The sequence below is a fragment of the Methanobacterium sp. BAmetb5 genome (assembly GCF_003491305.1).
Taxonomy (GTDB): domain Archaea; phylum Methanobacteriota; class Methanobacteria; order Methanobacteriales; family Methanobacteriaceae; genus Methanobacterium.
Genome location: NZ_CP022706.1, coordinates 414,887 through 439,605, shown reverse-complemented (window position 1 = coordinate 439,605; position 24,719 = coordinate 414,887). Strand labels below are relative to the sequence as shown.

Sequence of the window (24,719 nt, the reverse complement as noted above, 5' to 3'; positions counted from 1 at the left end):
TTTTTATCCTATTTTTCACCATATTATATTTCTAACCTTTTTTCAACTAATAACCTCTTAACAATTAAATTCTTTACCAACTAAACTTTTGCCAATTAAACTCATTACCAAAACAGGATCTATCATTTATTTCTAGTAAATCGTTTATAGGCCCAGGGTACGTTTAAATCCATTAACCACGTCCCGGGCTGATCTTATAAGGGGGTTTTTAACTTCTGGGGGTGATTTCATATTCTCCAGGCGGTCGATACGGAAATATATGGGGGGATGGGGGTCGAAGTTAACCCAGGAGGGGAGTCTGGTGGGGGATATCCTTTCGGCATGGAGTCGCTGGTAACCAATTTTACGCAGAGCACTGGCCAGGACATGGGGTTGGCCAATTTTCATGGCTGATAGGAGGTCGGCCCGGGTTTCAAAGAATTTAGCCACGAAGAATATAACCCCCAGGGCCACAATCAGGTAAATAAAGGGAGATAGGGCTACCAGGGGGAATAGTATGGTGAATCTCATTAAGAATTCAGCGGAAATTATGCTGAAAAGAATCAGGGGGTCTCTTCCAGATAGATGGCCCATTTCATGGCCAATCACCGATAAAATTTCATCCTCTTCCAGTTGCACCAGAAGTCCGGTGGTTATGAGGACTAAGCCCCGGTTAGGGCTGGGTCCAGTGGCAGCGGCATTGGGTATCATGGTGTTACTCACGGCCACTTGGGGCATGGTAATGTTGAACTTACTAGCGGCCTCCTGCACTATACTGTAAACATCAACCACCTTGGATACCTTTAAATCAGGTTGGCAGTGGAAACCGTACGCCTGGAATGTTTCTTCACCCAGTTCACAGGTGGGAGTTAGTCCCACCCCCAGGCTTTTCTGGTAAATTTCCTCCTTCATTTTAATGATAATATTTTCATTGAATTTCTCCTGGAATTTCTGGTATTCTTCCAGGGGTAACTGGTACTCCAGGATATGCACCCGGGGATTATCAGAGGTAATCTTCCAGTCGCTGGTCCGAAGCAGTAAACGGTCGGAAAAAAGGACAATTACAAACTGAAGGGCTAATATGGCAATAATGGCTGCTATCACGCCCAGTAAAAGAAAAAGAACCAGGTTAACTCCAAAGAATAAGAGGTAAATCAGGATCATATTGCTTCCAAACATACGAAAGGAGGCCTTTTTACGGCGGGTGGGAGGTGCTTCTGGTATGATATCCTCTCCCTCCACCCATGCAAAATAGAGGGTGGATTGGCGAATGGCATCCTCAAAGGTGTGAAGACCAATTAGAATATCTTCTTTAAGGACATCCAGCTCATGGTCTGGTTCTAATTTTGGGGGTGCACTGGTGGTAAACTTGACCTGGAAGGGATTGGTAGCCCTGATTTTAATCCCAACTTCCCATTTATTCTCCGGGTCGGTGGCAGTGTAAGATAGAACTCCCACACCATCCTCCACAGTTTTAGAAACATTTTTAAATAATTCTGATTGGGGCAGTAGATAGAATTTATGTAAAAAATCCAGTGCTTTTTCCAGGTGCATTTTTGAGAGTTCGGTGTCAATTAACAGGTCTGTTTCCAACATGCTCACCCAACCACTCTTTTAATAAATTCTAAAGTTTCATTATCAAAGCCACTTTCTCCTATTAATGCCCATAAATATGTATCCTCAATTTAATAAATTCTACTATATTCTTATTTAGACATCTTGAATGGAGCTAATGATACTACAAATCTCCATTACTCCATAAATACTCAAATTCTATTGTTTTATGTTTTTATAAGGCGATATAGGGATGTTTGTGTAATTATAAAGAGTATTATGCAATTATTAAGGTTATTATATCATTCTATCTTTCTCTGGGCTTTGAAAGAATCTAAAAAAGCATTAAGTGAGGTAAAGGGAGTAAAGGATTAGTTCTATTATGTTAATTAATAATTATAATTCTTATATTATTATAACAGTGAAATATTTTTAATATAAGCTCTGAAATTCATATCATGAAACTGGTGGAAGAAAAAAACCCGGACACCCCACGTGTACTAGAGATTATCAATGAAGGATTATCCAAAAGAGCAGTTATCACCATCATGGCCTGCTGTCGTGTAGATTACGATGGAAGGGCTGTTAGCCGCCTGGGATTAGGAGACAGGATCATTTTAATAAAATCAGATGGTTCATTCATCATCCACCAGGACCGAAACCTGGACCCGGTAAACTGGCAACCTCCCAAAACCAAAGTAACTGCTGATATTTACCAGGGAATGGTTAAAATAAAGGGTGTTAGACGAAATCCCTCTGAATCATTGGAAGTTAAAATCCTGCAAACCCATATGATATCCTATTTTATAGGTGAAGATTCAGAAATCCTTGAACTGGCAGGATACGAGGCTAACATGGGGGACCTAATATTTAAAGACCCGGAAGTATTTGAAAAGGGATTCCGCCCCACTTCACGTGAATATCATACACCACAGGGTTTTATTGACATACTGGGAAAGGACCAGGATGGTAACATCACTATTCTGGAGCTTAAAAGCCGGAAGGCAGGTACCAATGCAGTTAAACAGTTAAGACGGTACGTGGACTGCTTCAGTGACCATAAAGAAAAAGTGCGGGGGGTGCTGGTTGCTCCATCAGCTACGGATGATGCCCTGGAATTACTGGAAGAACTGGGAATGGAATTCAAAGCCCTTGAACCACCCCGGGAATTAGGCACCGATAAAGTGGTTACCCTGGAAAACTTCTTTGGGCGCAGTAGTTCGGAATAAAATCGTTAGATTTTTTTTACTATTTTTTAGCATTTGATGTCATTAATTTGAATTTATTTCCCTGATTTTTCGGGTGGTAAGGGACTAATACCATCAAACATCAAATTATATACCATGTCTGATCAGGGAGGGGACGTTATAAAACTACCACGCCGGGGCCTGGCAGTACTTGCCAGCGACCTTCATGGAAACCTTAAAGACTTCCATAAACTACTCCAAATATGGAAGAATATACCAGTTAAAGACAAGTACCTCATTTTCACTGGAGATTTCATCCATGCCATGGGGACCAAAGAAGCAGATAAGTCCCTGGAATTACTGGAAGAAATCCATTTAGACTGCAAGAAATATCCCGGTTTCCACCTTTTACTGGGAAACCATGAGTGGGCAACCATAACCGGCAATCCAGTTTACAAGGGTGGAGTTAACCAAAGTCTCATTTTTGAAAAACTCTTAAAAGACAAGTATGGCAGTCAATGGAAGGTTAAACTCGATGAATATACCAGTTTTTTTAAAAAACTTCCAGTAGCAGTTAAAACATCAAATGGAGTATTTATCAGTCATTCAGGCCCTCCTGAAAATGTTAGATCACTACAGCAAATAATGAACATAACCCGAAGGGGTTATTCGGCTAACCAGTCCCTTTTTGAGCTTCTATGGAGACGTTACCCCGAGTACAGTAAGCAGGATGTGGACCAGTTCCTGGAGGCAGTGGGCTGTCAGGCCATGATGGTAGGCCACACACCAGTGGATGGCTATAAACTATACGGAAACCAGCTGATTATATCCTCCAGTTACACTAAAGGTAGAAAAGTATATGTGGAACTGGACCTGGAAAAAAAGATTAAAAATGGGGGCGATCTTAAGAAAATGGTAAGATACCTCCATTGAGGGCAAATTCCATGGGTCCAAATTCTTAATAAGGAATGTTTGCTAATTTTACAAACTTTTTTATTTTAAGCCCTTTTTTCAGTTAAACGTTGAATGATACTCCTAATCAATTAAACCGAACAGGATTTACTGGTTGGTCCACGAAAGTTTCGGGGAATGGTCCGGTAACTTTCCTCTCCACATTCCGGGCATTCAACTGGTTCTTTTAATTCTAAAATTACTTTATCCTCCCCGTGGCCGCAGACACCCCTGAATTTTTGCTTCTTCCACTCCACAGCGGTGTCCGGGGGAATAGGAAAGCGATGCCTGCATTTTGTATTCCGACAAACCACGTACCAGTCTTCAATTTTATTTTCATCCATTTAACCACCTTCCCCTGTAAATTCATGAATTTTCCTAAACATCAGAACTAATGGTTTAGGTTATGATTAAAGTTTAGGTTATAATTAAAGATCCCTTACCAATAGGGCCAGCTGATTAAGGTTCCGGACCTCGTGTATCTCGGCACCAGCATCACGGTAATGGGAAACACAGCTATCCACCACATCCCATTTTTTCCTCTCCTCAGGGTTGAGTATCATCACCTTCCGGCACTTACGACTCATCTTCCCCACCAGCTCCGCACTCTGCGGTATCCCATCTACCTTGGGACCAGCCCAATCCCGGCAATCAGTGAGAATCATAAGGGTGGAACGACGGTTAAGTTGAGCCTTACCTAAAAAGGATTCAAAGGCATGGTACATGTTGCTAGTCCCGTGGACCATTAGATTCTTATGTAAAATATCCCGAACCTTGATAAAAGCTTCCATCATATCGGGTTCACCCATGGCGCTGGTGGTTTCCACGCAACGATTGTCAAAATCAAATACCCGAACCCGGCGGAAGGAATTCTGGGCAGCGTAGAGCAGACAAAAAAACCAGTTACTGATCCAGTCGCAGGAACCACTCACATCATTTAAAAAGAAGTGGTGGTTCTTTTTAATCCGGGGCTTACTTTTAACCAGGTCAATAAGGGCCCCACCATTTTGAAGATTTTTACGGATGGTACGGCGCACATCGGGTCGCATGATCTTTGCCTGGCGCTGGCGCCGGCTACGCACCATAGCAATCTTTTTACCCATCTTCTGACACAACAGGAAAAGTTCCGGTTCAAAGGAATTCAGGGTGTTAATATCCCGCCTGAGAAGTTCTGAATCACTGGGTGTGTCCTCATTATAATCTTCCAGTGGAGGATGGTAATTGAATTCACTGGACTGTATCTCGGGGGCTTTTACTTCGCTGTTATCATCTTCCTGGTTAGTGATGACCCATTTTTGTGAACTTTTTGACCAGACATTTTTATCAGAGGCCTTGCTTGAAGTGCCTTCATCTCCTTCCTCCTCTCCATCAGCAACAACCCCCTCAAAGAACTCATCAAAAACCTGGTTAAACGATTCCCTCTGTCTCCGTTCTTTGACATACACTGCGGCCAGTGCTGACTTGAAGAGTGGATCTTCTTCAGCTATTAATTTAGAAACTTCTTTACCTGCATGGGTACTTCGGATACTGACGGGAAATCCCTTCTCGCGTAAAGTACCAGAAAATGCAACTATCTTATCCATAAAACCATCACTTGAATATCCGGGTATTCACCTTTTCACGGTCTTCCTCTGATTTTAAAACTACCTGGACAGTTTTCTCCAGGGTTTCATCACTGAAATCATCCTCTGAGGTTAAAAGCAGGGTACGTATCCAGTCCACTGTTCCCCGAATAGAGGGTATCTTCATTAACTCCAGTTTCCTAATCCTCTGCATGATCCCCACCACTTTCTCCACCAGCTCGTGGGGTGCTTCTGGTACCAGGGACTTAACAATTTCCATTTCTCTCTCCAGGGTAGGGTAATCAATATAAAGGAAAAGACACCGGTCTCTGGTTTCATCTAAAAGCATTCTCTGTGAATTTGAGGTTAAAACAACCACCAGATCGTTTTTTAGGATGAATGTTCCCAGATCATTTACCGTGATCTCCTTTTCTCCCAGAGCCTGGAGAAGGAAGCTTTCCACCTCCTCATCAGCCTTATCAATTTCATCAATCAATAACACTGCCGGAACTGGGTTAATGAAGGCCTGCAGCAATGGTCTTTTAATGAAGAATTCCTCGGAAAACACATCCTGTTCAGTCTCTTTAAGACGGGACATCTCCAGGTGGAGTAATTGTTTCTGATAATTCCACTCTCCCACCATCTGTTCAAAGGTTATGCCTTCGTAACATTGCACCCGGAAAAAATCCCTACTTAAAGCCTGGGAAATAGCCTTGGCCAGTTGGGTTTTACCGGTCCCCGGGGGACCTTCCACCAGGATGGGTTTTCCCAGTTCAAGGGAGAGGTAGAGGATGGTGATTATATTATCATCAGGAATGTAACGGGCACCCACCAGGGCATCCCTGATGTAATCGATGCTGTAAACACCTTTTTTAGTGGTACCTGATTTTGTATTGGTTTTTATGTTAGTTACCTCCATAAAGTTTAGAGTCTGCTTAAAATTGTAACATGGATCGTTTAGAAAAATTGTCTCCGCACATTATATATGTATCTGGTCCTACAAAATATGAACCCTATCTGATTTTATACCAACCTCTCCGACCTTAACTTTTCTAATTTTATTTTACCAGATTTTTATCCCGGTTGTAGTGATAACTAAATAATTTAATGGAATTTATAGAATTAATCCACTATCATGAGGCGCAAAACTTAAATAGGCCAATTTTATTAAATTATTCCCATATGCCTTATTTGATTTGCCCGAGTTGTGGTGGCTACTACCAGTTGGAAGATGATGAATCCCCGGAGGATTTTGATGAATGTCAATGTGGGGGTAAGCTATATTACTCTGAAACCAAACCCGGTAGGAGCAGAGTAAAGTTTTACGGAACTTTGTCCCTTATAGTCATTATAACCATGGCTGCTGTGGGATTTTTTGTTTTCTTGGCACCCTATTTCAACGACTCCGTATCTGCACCAACTGTTATTGCTTCTGATTACCGTGGATCAGTCAGTAAGGAGGTCATAATCTCAGCTAATGCCACATCAAATGATACTGCTAGTAAAAAGACCGTAGCAGTTATCACTGGAATGCATCCCCGGGAGAAGCTTTCCATCCGCACAGCTTCCGATGTGGTTAACCAGTACAGCTTATCCTCTAATCAGGCCATTGTTCATTACATTGTTAACGTGACCAATAACCCAGATAATTATGTTACCGGTCGTGAAAGTGGAGAGGGACTGGTATCACAGTACGTGATTGCCGATATCAAGAAATCCAATATCGATGCAGTGATCATATGCCATGATCATGCCCCGGGTTATGGTCGGGGTTACTTCATAGCCACACCTAAAATGGACTCTCCATCGGTGGCCATTGGTGAACTCGTGGACCAAAAACTACCAGAATTCACTTACTACCGTTCCAGTGCCAATACCGAGCATGGTTCTTCTACCATTACGGTATCTAATCCATTGGCATCAGCAGGTATCCGCACTGTTGTCTATGAAATACCAGAATGGGCATCCTATAACCAGGCTTATCAGGAAACTAAGAAACTTTTATCTGTCTGTTTCCAGGCTATGTAAACTTTAATAGGTTATTTTTCTTTTAATTTAAGTTTTTAAGTGGTAAATTGCCTTTATTTTAAAAAAACCTAATTTTTAGAAAAATATGCCTACAAATCAGTTAAATAATTTTTCAATAAAAATTGTTATTGTTAACAGTTATCACAATAAAAGGTAATGATGCTGTTTACCTTGGGTATAAGTAGTATTTTTTAATCAAACATTTTAGAATCCTATGATCATTTATAGATCCTATGATATATTATTCAAATGATTTATTTTCCCTTAATTGCCCAGGTTAGTATGTGTAGGGAAATAATCCTAACTTATCAGTATAACTATTCACGTTAATCAGTATCGGGGTGGAGTGATTTGCATGGTAGATAATTCTAATTCTGATCAAAATCGGGGTGTATATGATTCAATTTTCAAAAGTAGTTTAGATGCCATGTTAATTACCAAACCAGATGGTTTCATTCTTGCAGCCAACCCAAGTGCAGAAAACATGTTTGGAATGACCCAGGAAGAGATTATAACTGCGGGAAGAGAAAGATTAGTGCTTCAAGATGAATCTTTAATATCTGCCCGTCGTCAAAGTATTCAGAATGGTAGGGTAAAAGCGGAGTTAACTTTCCGGCGCAAAGATGGTTCTATTTTCTATGCTGAGGTAACTTCTACTATTTTCACTGATGTTGGAATTATCAAGAACATTATGGTTATTAGGGATATTACTCATCGTAAAATGAATGAAAAAGATCTGAAAGAGAGTAAAGCCCGTTATAAAAGTCTATATGAAACCATGATTCAGGGTGTTGTTTATCAGGATAAAAAGGGCCGTATAGTGTCCATGAACCCTGCGGCCGAGGAAATTATGGGATACACCTTTGAACAGGTTAAAAATAGGACTTCTGAAGACCCCCTATGGCAGGCTATACATGAAGATTACACCCCCTTCCACGGAGATGAACATCCCTCCATGGTTGCTCTAAAAACAGGAAAAGAAGTTAAAAATATTATTATGGGAGTTAAATATCCTCCCCGTGAGGGATACACCTGGTTAAATATACACGCGGTTCCTGAATTTGAAAATGGCCAGGATAAACCCTACCAGGTTTACACTACCTTTGAAGATATCACCGAACACCGGAAGATTGAAGAAGAATTAAAAAGACACGCTGCTTTATTGGATGTTTCCTACGAAGCTATTTTCTCCTGGAATTCTGATTCCAAAATATTATCCTGGAACCAGGGTGCAGAAAGGTTGTATGGCTACAGTTACCATGAAGCTATTGGTGCTCGTGGTCATGACCTCCTGAAAACCGAATTCACCGTGGGATTCCAGGAAATACTTAAAGAATTGGACCAAGACCAGACCTGGTCTGGTGAATTGATCCACCAAATGAAAAACGGTAAAAAAATCATAGTTGAAAGTCGCTTGCAGCTAATCACTGGTATATCCGGTGAAAAAATCTTTTTAGAAACCAATCGCGATATCACCAACCGTAAAAAGGTGGAACAAAAACTTAAAGAGGCAATGAATAATCTGGAAGAACAGGTTGAAGAACGTACCCAGGAGTTAATAAGGGCCAATGATTATAACCGTAATCTCATAGAGACCTCCCTTGATCCACAGGTGACCATTGGCCCCGATGGTAGGATCACCGATGTTAACCGGGCCACAGAAAAGGTAACTGGCTATTCCAGGGTAGAATTAATTGGAACTGACTTTGCAGATTACTTCACCAATCCTGAAGATGCTGAGAAAGGATACCAGCAAGTTTTCCAGTACGGACTGGTGAGGGATTATCCTCTGGAGATCAAACACAAAAACAACAGCATAACTCCTGTTCTGTACAATGCCTCAGTCTATCGGGATGAACATGGTGAGGTCGTGGGGGTTTTTGCCGCTGCCCGTGATATAACAGAACGTAAGAATGCCGAGGAAGAACTACGGAAGTACTGGGAGAATCTGGAGGAACAGGTTAAACTGCGCACTGAAGAATTGGCTAAATCCAATGCTGATTTGAAACAGTTTGCCTATGTAGCTTCCCACGACTTAAGGGAACCGTTGAGGATGATCACCAATTTCCTGCAACTACTGGAAAGGCGCTATAAGGATAAATTAGATGATGATGCCCGGGAATTCATAAATTTCGCGGTGGACGGTGCTAAACGTTTAGACAGTATGATCATTGACCTTTTAGAATACTCCCGGATAGCCAACAAGGATGTGATGTTCACGGAAGTGGACCTGGATAAAGTGCTGGATAAAATTAAATTAAATCTCAACATTGCCATAAATGAAAACCATGCCCGGATAACCCATGATAATCTACCCACCACACTCCGAGCCGATGAAAATCAAATGGTTTTATTGTTCCAGAATCTTATAGGAAATGCCATTAAGTACCGCAGTGAAAAGGAACCCCTAATCCATGTATCCTGTAAAAAGCAAAGGAATTTTTTCCAATTTTCGGTAAGTGATAATGGGATTGGAATAGAACCCAAACATCTGGAACGGATTTTCACCATTTTCCAGAGACTTCACACCCACCAGGAATACGAGGGATCAGGTATTGGTTTATCCATTGCCCAGAGGATTGTACACCAGCATGGTGGTGAAATCTGGGCGGAATCTGAACCAGGGAATGGAACTACCTTCTACTTTACCATCAGATCTTAATTCCTAATTTTTAATGAAAATTGCAAATTTAATTAGATAGACTTATTCACATCATTTCCCTGGCAAATGAATTAAAAATAGATTTTTCTCCTTAAAAATAACTTATCCTGTGAATTCTCCTTTGTAAAATAAGATTTTTTCAATCAATACCGAGTATATACCGATCAATAAACTGGGGAAAAATATATTTATACAAGATGTATCTAATTGTAATTAGGTGATTTACCATGAAAGACGGGAAGAAGTTCGTCAGCAGCATGGATGTGAAGGATAGAAAGGGCAATATTTTAGGTGCAGTCTGTGTGGCTCCAGCCAAGGAAATAGGTAAAAGAGACATCATACTCATGGATGAGGAAACCGGTACTCAATCGGTCCGAAGCACCACGGAACTCATTAACATGCTTTCTAAAAAAAATGTGGCCTTTGAAGAAAGAAAAGTTGTATTGGACTTTTTATCCGAGAGATTGAGGTATTTGGAACAGAATATGTCCCTTAATTCCACTAAAAATCAAATTAAAAGTTAGTTCACCATAAGTTCCTTTAAAATGTAGGGCACATCGGGAGGATAGGGCTATGCAACCAGGTATGAGGAATCCAGTTAAAATATTATTAATTGAAGACAACCTGGGAGATATTCGCCTAATTGAAGAAGTGTTTAAGGATGCCCAGATCGATAACCAGATGCAGGTGGCTCTGGATGGGGAGATGGCCATGGAAATGCTTCGAAAAGAAGGCGAACATTCCCATGCCATCCGGCCGGACCTGGTCTTACTGGATTTAAATTTACCAAAAAAGGATGGAAGGGAAGTACTTAAAGAAATTAAAGCTGATAAAAGCCTTAAATGTATTCCGGTTCTGGTATTAACCACTTCCACTGCTGAAGACGATCTTGTAGAGGCATACCAGAATAATGCCAATTGTTACATTACCAAACCCTTTGACCTAAATCATTTCATTAGGGTGGTTGGAATCATAGAGGATTTCTGGCTTAACATTGTAAAATTCCCCCTAAATGAATGAAATTTAAAAAATTATTTTATAAAATCTATTTTTACAAAAAATTAATTAATGATCACCCTTTATACATAACTATTACTCCGATCAGTAAGATATTAAATTTAGAAATTTTATTAATATGAATAGACTAATTACTTGTGATTATCATGTATGAAAATCCGGTCAAACTCCTGCTTATTGAAGATAACCCGGGAGATATGGTTCTGATAAGAGAGATGCTTAAGGATGTACAGAGTATTCATTTTAATTTTCTCCATGCGGATAATCTCCAAGGGGGATTAACCATACTGGATAAAGAAGATGTGGATGTTCTGTTGCTCGATCTTCATCTCCAGGATAGTCACGGTATCCACACCTTCATCACCACCAATAAAAAAGCCCCAAACACTCCCATAATCATATTAACCGGCCTTGCTGATGAAGAATTAGCTATTAAAGCAGTGAGTAAAGGTGCTCAGGATTACCTGGTTAAAGGACAGATTGAAAGTCAGTTACTGGTTAAATCCATCCAGTATGCAATGGAACGCAAGAATATTGAACGTAAATTAAGGGAAAGTGAGGAAAAATACCGGTTAATGGTGGAAAAAGCCCAGTCTGGTGTTTTTTTAATGGATTCACATCACAAATTAACCTATGTCAACCAATCCATTGCTAACCTGCTGGGTTATAAAGTATCAGAAATGCTTCAAAAGGATATTTCCCACTTCACGGACCGTGATGGTCAAAAATTGATCAGATACCATCTGAACCAGAAGGAAAGTGGCCGAAGCAATGCCTATGAATTAAAATTACAGAACAAGCAGGGCATCTATTTACATGTCCTGGTTTCATCCACCCCTTTATTCAAACCAAATGGGAGCTATTTAGGTGCAATTTCCATTCTCACTGATATAAGTTCACGGAAAAGTGTAGAAAGGTCATTAATGGATGCTTTAAGGGAGAAGGATGAGAATTTCTTCCTGATCATGGGCAGCATGATCGAGGCCATGAAACCCCTAATCCAAAATGATTACCGGGATGAACACATGGATAAATTTGCCTGATAAAAGGATGATCGGATATAGTTAGTGAATATGGAGGTATTTTAATTTTCCCTTGGACTTCTGAGGTGCGGTTTACTATTTAACTAGTTCCTGGAGAACCACGGCGTTGTTATGTTTTTCATCCTTGGCAGCGTAAACCAGGGTTACCTTTCCCTTTTCCTGTCCCAATTTTTTAACACGGGATATTAACTCGGATTTTTCCTTTAATTCTTCCATATAACTGGTTCGGAACCAATCCCATTTATCAGGATCGTGCCCGAATGATTTTCGAAGTTCAGGGGAGGGTGCTATCTCCTTGAGCCATAGGTCTATTTTTAATTTTTCCTTGCTCAGTCCCCGGGGCCACAGACGATCTACCAGTATCCTAAAGCCATCATCCTTGCTTACTTCCTTATATGCTCTTTTAATTTGAATCATTGTAAAACCACCACATGACTTTATTCAGCTTAATACATCTTAAAACAGCATCATTAATAAATATTTCTTCATAAAGATCAAACGGAGCATGGCATTTTACTGATCTAATCTTCTGTAGGTTTAAGGGGCCACACAAGGGCCTAAAACAACAATTCCCATAAAAAACAAATAGGATCAAAAACTATATATTAATATCTAATAGGGGGAGTGGCATGGATCAATTCGAAGAGGAATCTGGTCAATTTTTTCCGCTGGCTAAAAATTATATGGATACCCTTTTAAATCTCAGGAGAAATGAAGCCAGTGATATGATAATACAGGCAGTGGAAGAAGGAACATCAATTAAAGATATTTATATGCATGTTTTTGAGGCATCTCAGCACGAGATAGGTCGCCTGTGGCAAACCAATCAAATAACCGTGGCCCATGAACACTTCTGTACGGCAGCCACCCAGAGTATCATGTCCCAGCTTTATCCCTATATATTTTCCACGCAAAAAAATGGCCACCAGATGGTGGCAGCGTGTGCTGCAGGGGAGATGCACGAAATGGGGTTAAGAATGGTGGCGGACCTATTTGAAATGGAAGGCTGGGATACCTACTACTTGGGGGCCAACACACCCAATGAAAGCATCCTGCAAACCATCATTGATATAAAACCAGATTTGGTTGCTCTGTCAGCATCTATACATTACAACCTGCAGACGTTGATGGATTTAATAAAATTAATCAGAAACACGCCGGATATATCAGAAATTAAGATAATGGTTGGGGGCAGACCCTTTCTCCTGGCACCGAAACTATGGGAGAAAATAGGGGCAGATGGGTGCTCCCCTAATGCTGTAGAGGCCATAACCCTGGCTGAAAAGATAATTTCATCATAGGAACGGTAAAAATATATGTCCACAAAAAAATCCAATTTTCCGAAAAATGAATTATCACCAGTCTCCCCGGAGGCCCTCACATCCTTCCAGGAGAATGAAGATACTATAATTAAGGAAACTGTCCGCCGTTCCCTTGAACGCGTACAAGAGGTTGCACATCACGGGGAAATTGCACAGGAATTATTAACTGCGGGTTTAGATTTTACCACCAAGATGATGGAAGCTGCCCTGTCCACGGGTGAGTTGGCACTATTGGAAGATGAACTTGAATGGGCCAAGGACCGGCTTCCCCATGATGGAGTGGAAATGGAACACGTTCTAAACCGTTTAAAGATATACCGTGATGTGGTTAATGAGACCTTACCCTCAGAATATGCCGATGAAATCAACCCGTTCCTTAACTGGATGATCAACTACCAGCAGACTTTAACCGAAGAAAATTAAACTAAACTCATTTTTTTAATAAAGGGGGAAAAATTCATGGCAGAGAGCACGGTGGAATCCTTTGGCCTGGCCTGCGATTACAATGGGAAAATCATTGAAATTTTCTATGATAACCTGGGATTAGGATCTTTTAAAATAGGAGAACCTTTCCTGAAAATCGAGGATGAAGGGAGCCAGGAAAAGGCACAGGATTTTATTGAAAGAATAAAAAATGAAGATGCTGTTTACGACTGGGAATTGACATTAAGATTTGAAGATGAATTGATGGTTGCACATGTCTCCGGGTTCTTAGTAAACCAGAATATGCTGATTTTTGGGGCAAAATCCGCTGATGGCGCTTTTCATTTCATGGAACACCTAACCCAGGTTAACCATGAACAAAGCAGTGCTCTTAGGGGGGTTATGAAGTATTTCACCACCCAATTCCAGGAGCAGGAAGCTAAAGAAGCTAAGATTTATGAAGAACTGGGCCGCCTCAATAATGATCTCACCAATGCCCAGCGGGAGTTAACTAAAAAGAATATTCAACTTGAACAGTTAAATCAGCAGAAGGAAATGCTCATAAAGGAGGTACACCACCGGGTTAAAAACAATTTAATGATCATCTCCAGCCTCCTAAATCTCCAGTCAAGTTACTTAAAAGATGAAGAATCTAAAGAAATATTCAAGGAAAGCCAGAACCGAGCTAAATCCATGGCTTTAATCCATGAACGCCTGTATAGATCCACTGATCTTAAAAATATTGACTTCAAGGAGTACATAACCACCCTGGCCAATGACCTGTATCGCACCTATGTTAAGGACCCCGGTAGAATTGGCCTCCAACTGAACATCCAGGAAGTGAATATTGATATCAACTCTGCCATCCCCCTGGGCTTAATCCTGAATGAGTTAGTAACCAATTCCATGAAACACGCATTTCCCGGCGACAGTGGAGGCAAAATTTCCATATCCTTCGGTAAAGACGAAGATGAATTCGTTTTAAAGGTTAGTGATGATGGAATAGGATTTCCTCCTGACCTGGATTATACTAAAACCAACTCATTGGGCATGCAACTGGTAACCAGTTTAACCAGCCAGTTAAATGGAAAATTAAAACTTGAAAATAGCCACGGATCTCAGTTTACAATTACCTTTAAAGAACTGGGAGTTTAAAAGGATCTTATTAGTTTTGATACTTTCCGACTGTTTGCTGTGCTTATTAATTCACATAGACTAACCACTTTAATCAATCAACAATCAAATTAATTAGTAAAATTAAAAATTAAATAGAAACTATCCAATTTTAAGGGAATATCAAACATCAGGAGGATATGATTATAACCACCAATCCCCGGACAATAAAATTCTTAATCCTCTTTTTACTATTCATTTTAATAATATTCATAGTTGAATTCATCAAATTGGCCCTAAAAATATCATTTTAAGGCTTTCTTATCTAAAGATGGTAGGATTAGATGGATATTGAAATTTAAAAATAAAAAAGGGGGAAAAAGGGATATAAATCCCTTTATCTGTTTTTCCTGTTGCTAACAAAACCGCCTGAGATCATCAGGATGGCTAAAATCAGTCCGGCCAATGGTGTCCCTGTGTTTTGCATGGAAATGGTATGGGGGTTAGTGGCAGCAGAAACCGTTGCTGCGGTTATGGTGACCGGGGTGTACATGGTTTCAGTGTCAAGGATGGCTGAGGTTAATGCAAAACCAGCGGCTTCATCCCCACGAAGTAAGATGGTTGCCCTACCATTGTGTGTTAAAGCCGTAGCCGTCTTACTGCCCACATTACCCAGATTGGTGGTGAAAGTCACCACTGTACCATCGGGTAGATGTCCTAAAGATGGATCATGGAATACGCCATCAGAATCATAGGTGAAGTCAGCAATCAAGGTAGAAGTGCTGCCCTGAGGTATGACACCGGGAATGGCTGTGTATCTCATTACCAGCCAGGGAATGTGATCACTGGTAGTTCCGGTGATGAATTTCTCAAATTCAGGAGCATTGGATCCCCACCAGTTGTATTGGAGATCTGGAACAGATTCTGCATCGTTATGTATGGCATCGGGGGAATTATTCACGATCCTATTAAAATTGGCAATCATATCACCAAAGTTGCATACACCCCCACCAAGTGGTGCATATTTCCCGGGATTGGTAGCGGTGACGGTGTTAAATGCTAAGGTACTGCTTTTGATGATGAGGGCATTCTCATTGTATATCCCACCTCCAACTGCGAATTCACTCCCATCTATGGCGGCCACAGTATTGTGGGCAATGTTGCTGGAGTCAATATACAAATTCCCTGCGAAGGTGTTGGATATGGCTCCACCTCCCAGTCGATTTATACCGGGAGTGGTGGATGAGATAGTGTTGTATTGGAGGGTGCTATTGTTAATATACAGATTTCCTCCATTTTGTATTCCTCCGCCATAGGCACCCACCCCCGCATTGGTGTTGATAACTATTCTGTTGTATTGTATTTTACTGTTATTTAGGGTCATATCCCCATTGTTGAAGATTCCGGCACCATTAGCGATTACATCCCTATCGGCAGTGGCAGTGACTGTGTTGTTTTTGATGATGCTGTTGTTGATGAGGATAATATTATCGTTGTAGATCCCACCACCGTCGGCAGACACAATATTAAGCTGTGATGTAGCGGTGGCAGTGACACCGTTATGCTGGATGCTGGAGTTATCGATAACTAGACTTCCCCCATTGTATATTCCTCCGCCCACAGAAGACACGTTTACACCTTCACCGGTGGCAGTGACAATGTTGCTTTGAATAGTACTGTGGTCAATGGTCAGTGTGCTGTCAGGTTCATTGAAAATTCCCCCACCAGCTGCAATTATGTCTAAAGTTTCACTGATGGCCAGGGCAGTGTTATCTTTGATGTTACAATTTTCTACGGCTAATGTTCCCTTTCCATTATAAATGGCGCCTCCCTTAATCGCAGTGTTGCCAGAGAGAGTGGATTCAGAGAGAGTCATGGTTGCACTGTTCCAGATAGCACCACCATTTAAATTAGCATGGTTAGAGGAAAATTTGGAGTTATGTATATTGGCGGCAGCGTTGGAATTATAGATAGCTCCACCTCCAGAATAAGGGCTGGTTGCCGTGTTATGGTTGAATATGGTATTGTTGACAGTTAAGGTAGCAATATTATAGTTACATATAGCTCCACCTACCAGTGCTCTGTTATCAGTGAATAGGGAGTTTCCAACACTGGCAGTTCCCCCACTGACAAAGAAAGCACCACCCAAACCCTTAAGTGCAGTGTTCTGATTGAAGGTGCAGTTTTCAATTACCATCGTTCCAAAATCATTCCAGAGTGCTCCTCCTTCACCCGGGTTTGCGGTGTTAGCAGTGAAAGTACTACCAGATACGGTAACTATTCCCTCACTGTTGAAAATAGCACCCCCTCCACAGCTGAAAAAACCGCTAACATAAACAGCCTGATTGTTTAGGAATGTACAGTTTTCCACAGTTAAATTACCTGCATTGTAGATGGCTCCTCCAACGTTGGATAACCCATGGGTGAATGTGATGTTTTTCAAGGTGATATTGACACCACTTAAAATTTTGAATATCTGACTGGTACTAGATCCATTTATAACAACCCCATTCTGGCTTAAACCGTTAATGGTCATGCTTTTACTGATGGTGATGTTGGTGTTGTTTATTCCACTGTATTCCCCATCGGCAATTTTTACCACTCCATTTTCACTTACCGTGGCGGTGGCGTTGCCAATGCTGAGTTTGGCGGTGGTCCAGGATAAACCATCATTATCATCGTTTCCATTGGAACTATTAACATAAATATCAGCTGCAGATACTGCACCGGATAAAAGTATGGCAAAAAATAGTGTGATGAGTATTAGTAACGTATGTTTTTTATTCATTTTTCACCTCCAAATATAGTTTTCATTTAATATTAATTTCAATATTTATATAAAGTACTCACTTTGATTGAAAACCGAAAACTTTATCCTTACAAACAAAGTTCCAGTATCTGGGCAGTATCTAATTCGCTTTTCAAAAAAAGAATTAATTAAGAACATTTACCAGTTCTAATAATTTCAGTTAATGTTTTTCAGGAGTCAATGGATTATTGAAATGTAGAATAAAAAAGAGGGGAAATGGAATATAATCGTGTTTATTCCTATTCTAAGGCTTCCAGGATCCTATCTACAATACACACCCTATTCCAGCCCACTACACCACTGGCTATTTTCTCCAATTCCCCTGGAACTTCTTCCATTCCATAAGGACGAATTAAAACCAGGGGTTTTCCCAGTTTTTGGGCAATATTCACCTGCTCCTGGATTAAATCATGATGTCGTGCGTATAGACCGGAGAGAATGATTACCACCTCGGCTGCTTCAATCTGTTTTTTCAATTCTTCGCTGCTGTTATTCCCGGGGATTCCATGGTCTTCCCATTCAAAATCACGTGCTTCGATGAGCCGCTGGATAAAGGTTAGGTATTCCTCGTCTCCTTCGCCATTGTGGCTGATAAACAGATGATAAATTTTCATGTCCTCCTGAAACATTTAAGATCCCACCATTCTAAGTCTTAAAGTATTTTGCAATTTCATTTAGGTTCCATTAGAACTATGCATTAATCTAATTATATTTTTAATAAATAGGGTGATAAATAGCTATCTATTTATAATATTAAGCATAAAAATATTTACAACATTAATTTTTGATAGGAACTTGGGGGATTTAATGAAAAAGGGGACATCATTATACCCTAAGAAAAAATCCAGGTCCAATAAAAAAATCCTGTTACTCAATGGAAAATTTTTGGTTACAGGACTCTTTCTCCTAGTTCTGTGCACCCTCATTTTAATGAATATTCCCTATGAAAACCCACCACTGGCTACGGGGTTAGAAGTGGCCAGTTCACCTAATTACAAGATAACGATTGTAGATAACTCCACCGGTGGGGATGTGTCCAGTAACACGGTTTTAATGGATAACATCAACCAGACACCGGTAACCATGGAGATTGTGACGGCCGCTAAACAGGGCACCCCCATGATTGTATTGGGAGATGGAAGCCGTCCCCGTATCATGCTGGTTGCTGGAGTTCACGGGGGAGAATTACCCCCACAAGTGGCCGCCCTCAACCTCATAAATGAACTCAATGGGAAAAAAATCAAGGGCACAGTGTACATTATTCCCTTTGCCATCCCCCTTAACACTGCCGCTGGCACCAGAACCCCTAACGACACAGACCCTGATAGGGTGGCCCATAACCCGGGAACTCCTCTAAACAATATAATCAACACTTCCCTCAAGTGTGATGTTACCTTGTTGGCTGATTTCCACTCCGCACAACCCAACGACATCCCGGGAAAAAATTGCATTATATACTATCCTCAGAATAATAAAAGCCAGGAGTTAGCCCAGTACATTGGAAATAGAACCGGATCACCCCTGGTGGAAGTGGGACCATACCCCGGTGTTCTTTCCACAGTAAGCAATCTGAATGGTATCACCTCGGTGGTGTGTGAAGTTCTATCCTCGCACAATAAAATGGATTCCGGGAGCTTGAATTTATCCTACCAATATATGAAGGCAGTTTTAGATTATTCTGGAGTTTATAAGACTAATTAAGGGGATAAATTATAAACAGATAATAGGCCGGTATAATTAGATATTAATCCGATTGATTAATATTTAATCAGAGATTCTGCATTTAATTAACTCTTTCTTCATTATATTAGAATTTTCTGCCCATTTTCATGAAGTTCATATAATTTTACTAACGGAAGGAGGGGGAATGCATGAGTTATAAGGTTTAACTTATTAACCAGAAGAATTTAATAGACAAGTGTAAGGGGGTTAGTGAAAATGAAGGACCATTTCAAGGTTGCACTGTGTCAAATGAGGGTTGTTGAAGATAAGAATGAAAATATAGCCCGTGCACTGGAAATGACTCGCCAAGCTGCCCCCCAAGTGGACCTGGTAATACTTCCCGAGATGTGGAATTGTCCCTACGAAACCAGACTATTTCCAGAATATGCTGAGGAAGTAGATAGCAGCCCCAGCTTAGATGCCATTTCCCAGGTTGCTAAGCGGGAAAAAATTCATATCCTTGCTGGTTCTATTCCGGAAAAAGATAAGGGTAAGATCTATAATTCCAGTTTCCTTTTCAATCCCCAGGGGGAGATAATTGGCCGGCATCGCAAAGTTCATCTTTTTGATATTGATGTACCGGGTAAAATCAGATTCAAAGAATCAGAAACCCTTTCTCCAGGTGATCAAATTACCGTGGTGGACACACCACTGTGCCGGATCGGTATTTGCATCTGTTATGATATCCGTTTCAGTGAATTACTGCGCTTAATGGCTCTGAAAGGGGCTCAATTAATGATTATCCCGGGGGCTTTTAATCTCACCACAGGCCCCGCTCACTGGGAAGCGTTAATAAGGGTGAGGGCCATGGATAACCAGGTTTACCTGGCTGCTGCATCACCATCCCGAGATCTTAATGCCTCCTACGTAGCCTACGGTCATTCCATGGTGGCTGATCCCTGGGGAACAGTTATTGCTGAAGCAGGAACCGGAGAAGAAATATTATATGCTTCCTTTGATCTGGATAGAATATCCCAGACCCGACAGGAACTTCCGCTTCTTAAAAACAGACGCACTGACCTTTACCTAATTAAGGATAAATAAACTAAATTTATGGATTAAATAAAGAATAGGATCTGAAATATTTAAAAACTAATAAAATGTAAATTTAAGGGGTAAATGTAGATTTGAGATGTTTATTCCATAGATTTAGGGATGGCGGGGAGATGATTAAACTATTAGAATCCCATGAAGTAGATGAAGTTATGGATGTATGGCTGGAGACCACCATATCTGCCCACAGCTTCATATCCAAAAAGTACTGGACTGATAATTACCAGCCCCTTAAAGAGGGTTATATACCTGTTTCCACTAATTTTATCTACAAAAAAGAGGGGATAATAAGGGGTTTCATCAGTGTTCGGGATAATTTCTTTATTGGTGCACTGTTCGTTCTGGAAAAGCACCAGGGAAAGGGTATAGGTGGAGAACTTCTGGATTATTGTAAATCACGTTATCACTACTTGGAACTGAGTGTTTACATATACAATGTAAAGGCAGTGAGATTTTACCAGCGACATGGATTTCTTATTAAATCCATGCAACCCAATGAAAATTCAGGGTTCATGGAGTACATCATGTCATGGGAAAAAATAAATAAAAATGAGTAGTAGATTGTCGAATCTACTTCTTGGGTATCTTTTTCAAAGCTTTATTGGCTGCTTTTTTAAACTCTTTATCCCCGGTTGCTGCACGGCGGGCTTTTTTGATGGGGTCAATACCCCGTTCATCACCAATATCCCCTAGTGCTTTAACTGCGGCTACCCTCACACCCCAATCTTCATCAGTAAGGGTTTCAATAAGGGGGTCCACGGCAGCAGGGTTACCTATCTCACCCAGTGCCTTGGAGGCGAACTTGCGCACACTCCAATCCTCATCATTCAGGGCTTCCACCAGATGGTCAACCACGGTGTCACTTTTAATATCCTTAAGGGCCAGGGTGGCGTACCGGCGAATATTACCTTCTTCACTTTTTAATATGGTTACCAGAGGTTCTATGGCCGGGTCTCCTATCACTCCCAATGCTTTGGCTGAGGCATAGCGGACCTTTGGATTATCATCATTTAAAGCTTCGATAAGTGGGCCAATGGCATCGGGGCTTTTTGCTTCACCCAATTTTTCGGCAGCTTCTATTCTTTTTTGCGGATCATCATCTGTTAATTCTTTCAATAATTGATTATTATTATCATCTGACACATTAATCCCTCAACTTAGGTTTCTAACAACATTTCTAATCTTTCTGAGATATTAACCTAACTAAATTCATTATAATTTCTTAGGGAATATTAAATTTTATAGGGGAATAGGGCGGTCCACACCTGAAATGATATCATCCACGAACATTTTTTAATATCTTTTCCTTTCAGGGTAAAGAAAATAAGCCGATATCAAAAATAAATCTGGCATCAAAAAGGGGTAATCCTGAAATGAAATCAGGATAAATAGTCTTGTTCAGAAAATTTAATGGTTACCTGTGTTCCATGATCTACTTTAATCTTGATTTCGGCGTCTATCTGACCAATAAGATTTTTAATCAACTGTAATCCTAAAGTATCAGTTTTATCTACATCCAAGTCGGAGGGTAATCCAATTCCGTCATCGTCCACTTTCATCACGTATTTTTCATCCTTTTTGTAAAATTTAACGGTGATGGTACCGTACCTTTCTTCAGGGAATGCATACTTCATGGAATTGGTTAGAAGCTCGTTTAGTATGAGGCCCAGTGGTATGGCTGTGTCAATGTCCAGGTTTAAATCCTCCAGTCCCAGTACCAGTTGCACCCTCCCTGGTTCTCTTAGGAAGGTGTGGAATAGATCACGGGAGAGGTGTCGTATGTACTCTCCAAAGTTGATTTCTTTGGAGTTCGTGGATTGATAGAGTTTTTCATGGATGAGAGCCATGGATTTGGCCCGGGTCTGGATCTGGTGGAATATCGCCCTGGCCTTTTCATCTTCAATATCCGCAGAGGTGAGGTTGAGGAGGCTGGCCATGATCATCAAGTTGTTTTTGGTTCTGTGGTGGATTTCCCGCACCAGCATTTCCTTGTCCTGTAATGCCTTTTTTAACTTTTCTTCTGCCCTTTTACGGAGTAATGCTTCTACAATTGTGGTGGAAATGCTTTCCATGGCTTTACTGTCAGAAAAATCGTAGTCGGTTTTTTTGTTGCATAAACCAATGAGTCCCATAAATTCTCCATTTTTTAACAGTGGAGCCATGAGGATATTTTTTGGAAATTTAGCTTCAGCTAAAGAATTGACTTTAGGGGGAGAGAAATGGTTGTAAATCAGGGGTTTTTTGTTGGTTTTAAGTTCTTCCCATATGATTTTGATATTGAGCTTGCGGAGCAGGGGATAAAAATCAATATTTTGTAAATTGTGAGTGGTTAGAATATCTTCACTGATAGCTCTGGTCTGGAAGGAGCCATGTTCATCCCTTTCACAGATAAAACCGAATTCACTACCGGTAATATCTTGACAAACAGTCAAACATGTCTGGCTTAGTTCTTCTTCTGTTTCGGATAAGATTGCTTCAGTTAAGATTGTTCCCATGGATTTATGAATTTCATTCTGTCGTCCTAACAGTAATTCGTATTCTTTCCTTTCGGTGATGTCTCGGGCCACACACAGAACTTTTTCCACATCATCACCATTATTTTTCAGGGGGATGAGGGCGGTGTCCAGCCACATGGAGTCCGGGCACATGGTGACCAAGTTTTCACCTCTCAGGGTCTTTTTTATGGCCAGTACTCTCTGAATATACTTGCTCTGTAGTTCATTTTCTTCAGGGGGGAATATTTCGCTACGTGGTTTGCCCATAACCTCTTGACGGTTAAGTTTCCATTTGCGGGCAGCGTATTCATTGATGTACTCCAGACGCTCGTTTTTATCAAACATAAAGATAAAGTCTTCCACAGCTTCGGCCAGTGTTCTGTATTTATTTTCACTGTCTGTAATTTTTTCTAAAACTTCGTTTCGTTTGGTTACATCTAAGATAGAAGCTAAAATCCTTTTTGTTCCGGGAATAATGCAAATATTAGCCATTATCTCTTTAACTTCGCCCTTTTTATCAACCAGACGGAATTCATAGTTATCTGGAGCTAATTTAGAATTTTTATATCTTAACTCCCGATATTCCCTCATCTGCTCCTGGCACTCGGGAACTACAAAGTCAAGCCATGTTTTCTTTCCCATGACCTCGTAGGGAGGGTAACCTAAGATTTTTTCTGATTCTGAGTTAACCATGGATATGGTGTTATCCTCCTCGATAATGAGAGTTGCGGTTCCAGAGTGTTCAAATATGGTTTTGTAGTAAGCAACAGATTCTTTCAATGATTCTTTAGTCTTTTTAAGGTGTGTAATGTCCTGAAAACTCCATACTCTTCCAGTTATGGTGTGGTCAGTGATATGTGGTTGTGAATAAGCTTTATAAACTCGTCCATCCTTGAATCTTAAAATTTGGGTGCTGTTCTCGTGGGGGTGCTGGTATATGTTTTTTATAATTTCTTGAAACTCCACTGGATCTTCTAAACTGGCTGAGATATGGTTCAATATATGGTTTTCATCAAAATCAAGTAATTCTTCCGGGATATTCCACATTTCCAGGAATTTCTGATTGTAACAAATTACTTTTTTATGGTTGTTTACCACTACAATTCCATTGGAAACAGATTCCAGGGTGGCCTCTTGAATAGCCCATGACTCCTGTAGTGAATCTTCCATTAATTTAAGGTCGGTTATGTCCCTGGCCAAAATTGAGATGGCTATTATCTCATCCTCTGCTTTTACTGGGGAAATATCTACTTTAACATATCTAATTTCTCCCCCATTACCTAAAAAGAATGATTCAAAGGGTTCATTAATTTTGTTATTAAAAATAGAATCAATAGATTGAGTGTACTTATAAAATTCGTTGGAAGGTATAATGTTGAGCTGTGAAAGCTGGGCTGGACCCTCGGCGTCATCTACCCGGTAATTCAAATTTTTTACAGAGTCATTCACCTCTAAGATCTCACTGTCTAATCCGATTATCAGGATGTAGTTAGGGGTGATCTCAAAGATTTCATCCTTAAAGGCGATTTCCTTTTTTAGATTTGATATTTCATTTTTCAATATTTTCATCCGGTTTTGATCATTCCAACCATTATTGTTGTCGTTCATCATTATCCCCTTTAGACATGTAAGTACTACTGGGATACTTATAATATAAACGTTCCTAAATTTTTAGATATACTCACAATTTTTATTATTCATTTAGTTAATGGGTTCACCATGTCATATATTTAATACAATTTTTTGTGACATTAGTCACAGATTTATATCAAAAAAATCTTACAAATTTATTTAGATCA

The 24,719-nt window shown here is 40.4% G+C and carries 22 protein-coding genes; 13 read left to right on the top strand and 9 right to left on the bottom strand.

The features are described 5' to 3' along the window. Nucleotides 1-144: 144 nt before the first annotated feature. Nucleotides 145-1,575 (bottom strand): M48 family metallopeptidase, encoded by a 1,431-nt coding sequence (locus CIT02_RS02055; protein ID WP_292613567.1) that lies wholly within the window; start codon nt 1,573-1,575, stop codon nt 145-147. Nucleotides 1,576-1,991: 416 nt separating this feature from the next. Between CIT02_RS02055 and nucS the strand changes: the two genes are divergently transcribed. Both nucS and CIT02_RS02045 read left to right on the top strand, forming a co-directional pair. Continuing rightward, entirely contained in the window at nt 1,992-2,762 is a 771-nt protein-coding gene (nucS, locus tag CIT02_RS02050) for an endonuclease NucS (protein WP_292613565.1), read from the top strand. Nucleotides 2,763-2,876: 114 nt separating this feature from the next. Next, the gene (locus tag CIT02_RS02045) at nt 2,877-3,653 is read left to right on the top strand and encodes a metallophosphoesterase (RefSeq protein ID WP_292613563.1); all 777 of its coding nucleotides are present in this window, start codon (nt 2,877-2,879) and stop codon (nt 3,651-3,653) included. Between the two features lie 110 nt (nt 3,654-3,763). On the opposite strand, the gene CIT02_RS02040 is transcribed toward CIT02_RS02045, so the two are convergent. The 3 genes from CIT02_RS02040 to CIT02_RS02030 all read right to left on the bottom strand — a co-directional run bounded on the left by CIT02_RS02040 (nt 3,764) and on the right by CIT02_RS02030 (nt 6,152). Further along, entirely contained in the window at nt 3,764-4,015 is a 252-nt protein-coding gene (locus tag CIT02_RS02040; RefSeq protein WP_292613561.1) for a hypothetical protein, read from the bottom strand. An 84-nt stretch (nt 4,016-4,099) separates the two neighbouring features. Continuing rightward, nucleotides 4,100-5,254 (bottom strand): VWA domain-containing protein, encoded by a 1,155-nt coding sequence (locus CIT02_RS02035; protein ID WP_292613559.1) that lies wholly within the window; start codon nt 5,252-5,254, stop codon nt 4,100-4,102. A 7-nt stretch (nt 5,255-5,261) separates the two neighbouring features. Beyond that, the gene (locus CIT02_RS02030; protein WP_292613557.1) at nt 5,262-6,152 is read right to left on the bottom strand and encodes a MoxR family ATPase; all 891 of its coding nucleotides are present in this window, start codon (nt 6,150-6,152) and stop codon (nt 5,262-5,264) included. A gap of 305 nt (nt 6,153-6,457) precedes the next feature. On the opposite strand from CIT02_RS02030, the gene CIT02_RS02025 reads away from it, so the two are divergent. The 5 genes from CIT02_RS02025 to CIT02_RS02005 all read left to right on the top strand — a co-directional run bounded on the left by CIT02_RS02025 (nt 6,458) and on the right by CIT02_RS02005 (nt 11,983). Continuing rightward, the gene (locus tag CIT02_RS02025) at nt 6,458-7,261 is read left to right on the top strand and encodes a hypothetical protein (protein WP_292613555.1); all 804 of its coding nucleotides are present in this window, start codon (nt 6,458-6,460) and stop codon (nt 7,259-7,261) included. A 355-nt stretch (nt 7,262-7,616) separates the two neighbouring features. Next, entirely contained in the window at nt 7,617-9,923 is a 2,307-nt protein-coding gene (locus CIT02_RS02020) for a PAS domain S-box protein (protein ID WP_292613553.1), read from the top strand. Between the two features lie 227 nt (nt 9,924-10,150). Then, nucleotides 10,151-10,447 (top strand): hypothetical protein, encoded by a 297-nt coding sequence (locus tag CIT02_RS02015; protein WP_292613551.1) that lies wholly within the window; start codon nt 10,151-10,153, stop codon nt 10,445-10,447. Nucleotides 10,448-10,496: 49 nt separating this feature from the next. Further along, nucleotides 10,497-10,943 (top strand): response regulator, encoded by a 447-nt coding sequence (locus tag CIT02_RS02010; protein ID WP_292613550.1) that lies wholly within the window; start codon nt 10,497-10,499, stop codon nt 10,941-10,943. Nucleotides 10,944-11,086: 143 nt separating this feature from the next. Further along, a complete protein-coding gene (locus CIT02_RS02005; protein ID WP_292613548.1) occupies nt 11,087-11,983 on the top strand; it encodes a PAS domain S-box protein in 897 nt (298 codons plus the stop codon). 75 nt (nt 11,984-12,058) lie between these two features. Here the strand turns inward: CIT02_RS02005 and CIT02_RS02000 are convergent, their stop codons facing one another. Next, nucleotides 12,059-12,400, bottom strand: coding sequence for a DUF488 domain-containing protein (locus CIT02_RS02000; protein ID WP_292613546.1), 342 nt, complete (start codon nt 12,398-12,400; stop codon nt 12,059-12,061). 212 nt (nt 12,401-12,612) lie between these two features. Between CIT02_RS02000 and CIT02_RS01995 the strand changes: the two genes are divergently transcribed. Genes CIT02_RS01995 through CIT02_RS01985 form a run of 3 tightly spaced genes read left to right on the top strand, consistent with a single transcriptional unit; the run spans nt 12,613 to nt 14,883 of the window. Then, a complete protein-coding gene (locus CIT02_RS01995) occupies nt 12,613-13,284 on the top strand; it encodes a B12-binding domain-containing protein (protein ID WP_292613544.1) in 672 nt (223 codons plus the stop codon). Between the two features lie 15 nt (nt 13,285-13,299). Then, nucleotides 13,300-13,728, top strand: a complete 429-nt coding sequence (locus CIT02_RS01990; protein WP_292613542.1) for a hypothetical protein — start codon at nt 13,300-13,302, stop codon at nt 13,726-13,728. 36 nt (nt 13,729-13,764) lie between these two features. After that, on the top strand, nt 13,765-14,883 hold the full coding sequence (locus CIT02_RS01985) for a sensor histidine kinase (RefSeq protein WP_292613540.1): 1,119 nt from the start codon (nt 13,765-13,767) through the stop codon (nt 14,881-14,883). Nucleotides 14,884-15,238: 355 nt separating this feature from the next. On the opposite strand, the gene CIT02_RS01980 is transcribed toward CIT02_RS01985, so the two are convergent. Both CIT02_RS01980 and CIT02_RS01975 read right to left on the bottom strand, forming a co-directional pair. Beyond that, nucleotides 15,239-17,629 carry a hypothetical protein gene (locus CIT02_RS01980; RefSeq protein ID WP_292613538.1) on the bottom strand — a complete coding sequence of 797 codons (2,391 nt, stop codon included), beginning with the start codon at nt 17,627-17,629 and terminating at the stop codon, nt 15,239-15,241. A gap of 260 nt (nt 17,630-17,889) precedes the next feature. After that, nucleotides 17,890-18,279, bottom strand: a complete 390-nt coding sequence (locus tag CIT02_RS01975; RefSeq protein WP_292613536.1) for a TIR domain-containing protein — start codon at nt 18,277-18,279, stop codon at nt 17,890-17,892. Nucleotides 18,280-18,457: 178 nt separating this feature from the next. Here CIT02_RS01975 and CIT02_RS01970 point away from each other — a divergent pair, with 178 nt between their 5' ends. The 3 genes from CIT02_RS01970 (at nt 18,458) to CIT02_RS01960 (ending at nt 20,982) form a co-directional block, all read left to right on the top strand. Beyond that, nucleotides 18,458-19,351: a succinylglutamate desuccinylase/aspartoacylase family protein gene (locus CIT02_RS01970; RefSeq protein ID WP_292613534.1), complete on the top strand. Its 894-nt coding sequence runs from the start codon at nt 18,458-18,460 to the stop codon at nt 19,349-19,351. Between the two features lie 237 nt (nt 19,352-19,588). Further along, nucleotides 19,589-20,416 carry a carbon-nitrogen hydrolase family protein gene (locus CIT02_RS01965; protein ID WP_292613532.1) on the top strand — a complete coding sequence of 276 codons (828 nt, stop codon included), beginning with the start codon at nt 19,589-19,591 and terminating at the stop codon, nt 20,414-20,416. 122 nt (nt 20,417-20,538) lie between these two features. Continuing rightward, on the top strand, nt 20,539-20,982 hold the full coding sequence (locus CIT02_RS01960; protein WP_292613530.1) for an N-acetyltransferase: 444 nt from the start codon (nt 20,539-20,541) through the stop codon (nt 20,980-20,982). Between the two features lie 13 nt (nt 20,983-20,995). Here CIT02_RS01960 and CIT02_RS01955 read toward each other — a convergent pair whose 3' ends face one another. Both CIT02_RS01955 and CIT02_RS01950 read right to left on the bottom strand, forming a co-directional pair. Beyond that, the gene (locus tag CIT02_RS01955) at nt 20,996-21,568 is read right to left on the bottom strand and encodes a HEAT repeat domain-containing protein (RefSeq protein ID WP_292613528.1); all 573 of its coding nucleotides are present in this window, start codon (nt 21,566-21,568) and stop codon (nt 20,996-20,998) included. 236 nt (nt 21,569-21,804) lie between these two features. Further along, nucleotides 21,805-24,531, bottom strand: a complete 2,727-nt coding sequence (locus CIT02_RS01950; RefSeq protein WP_292613526.1) for a PAS domain S-box protein — start codon at nt 24,529-24,531, stop codon at nt 21,805-21,807. Nucleotides 24,532-24,719: the final 188 nt, after the last annotated feature.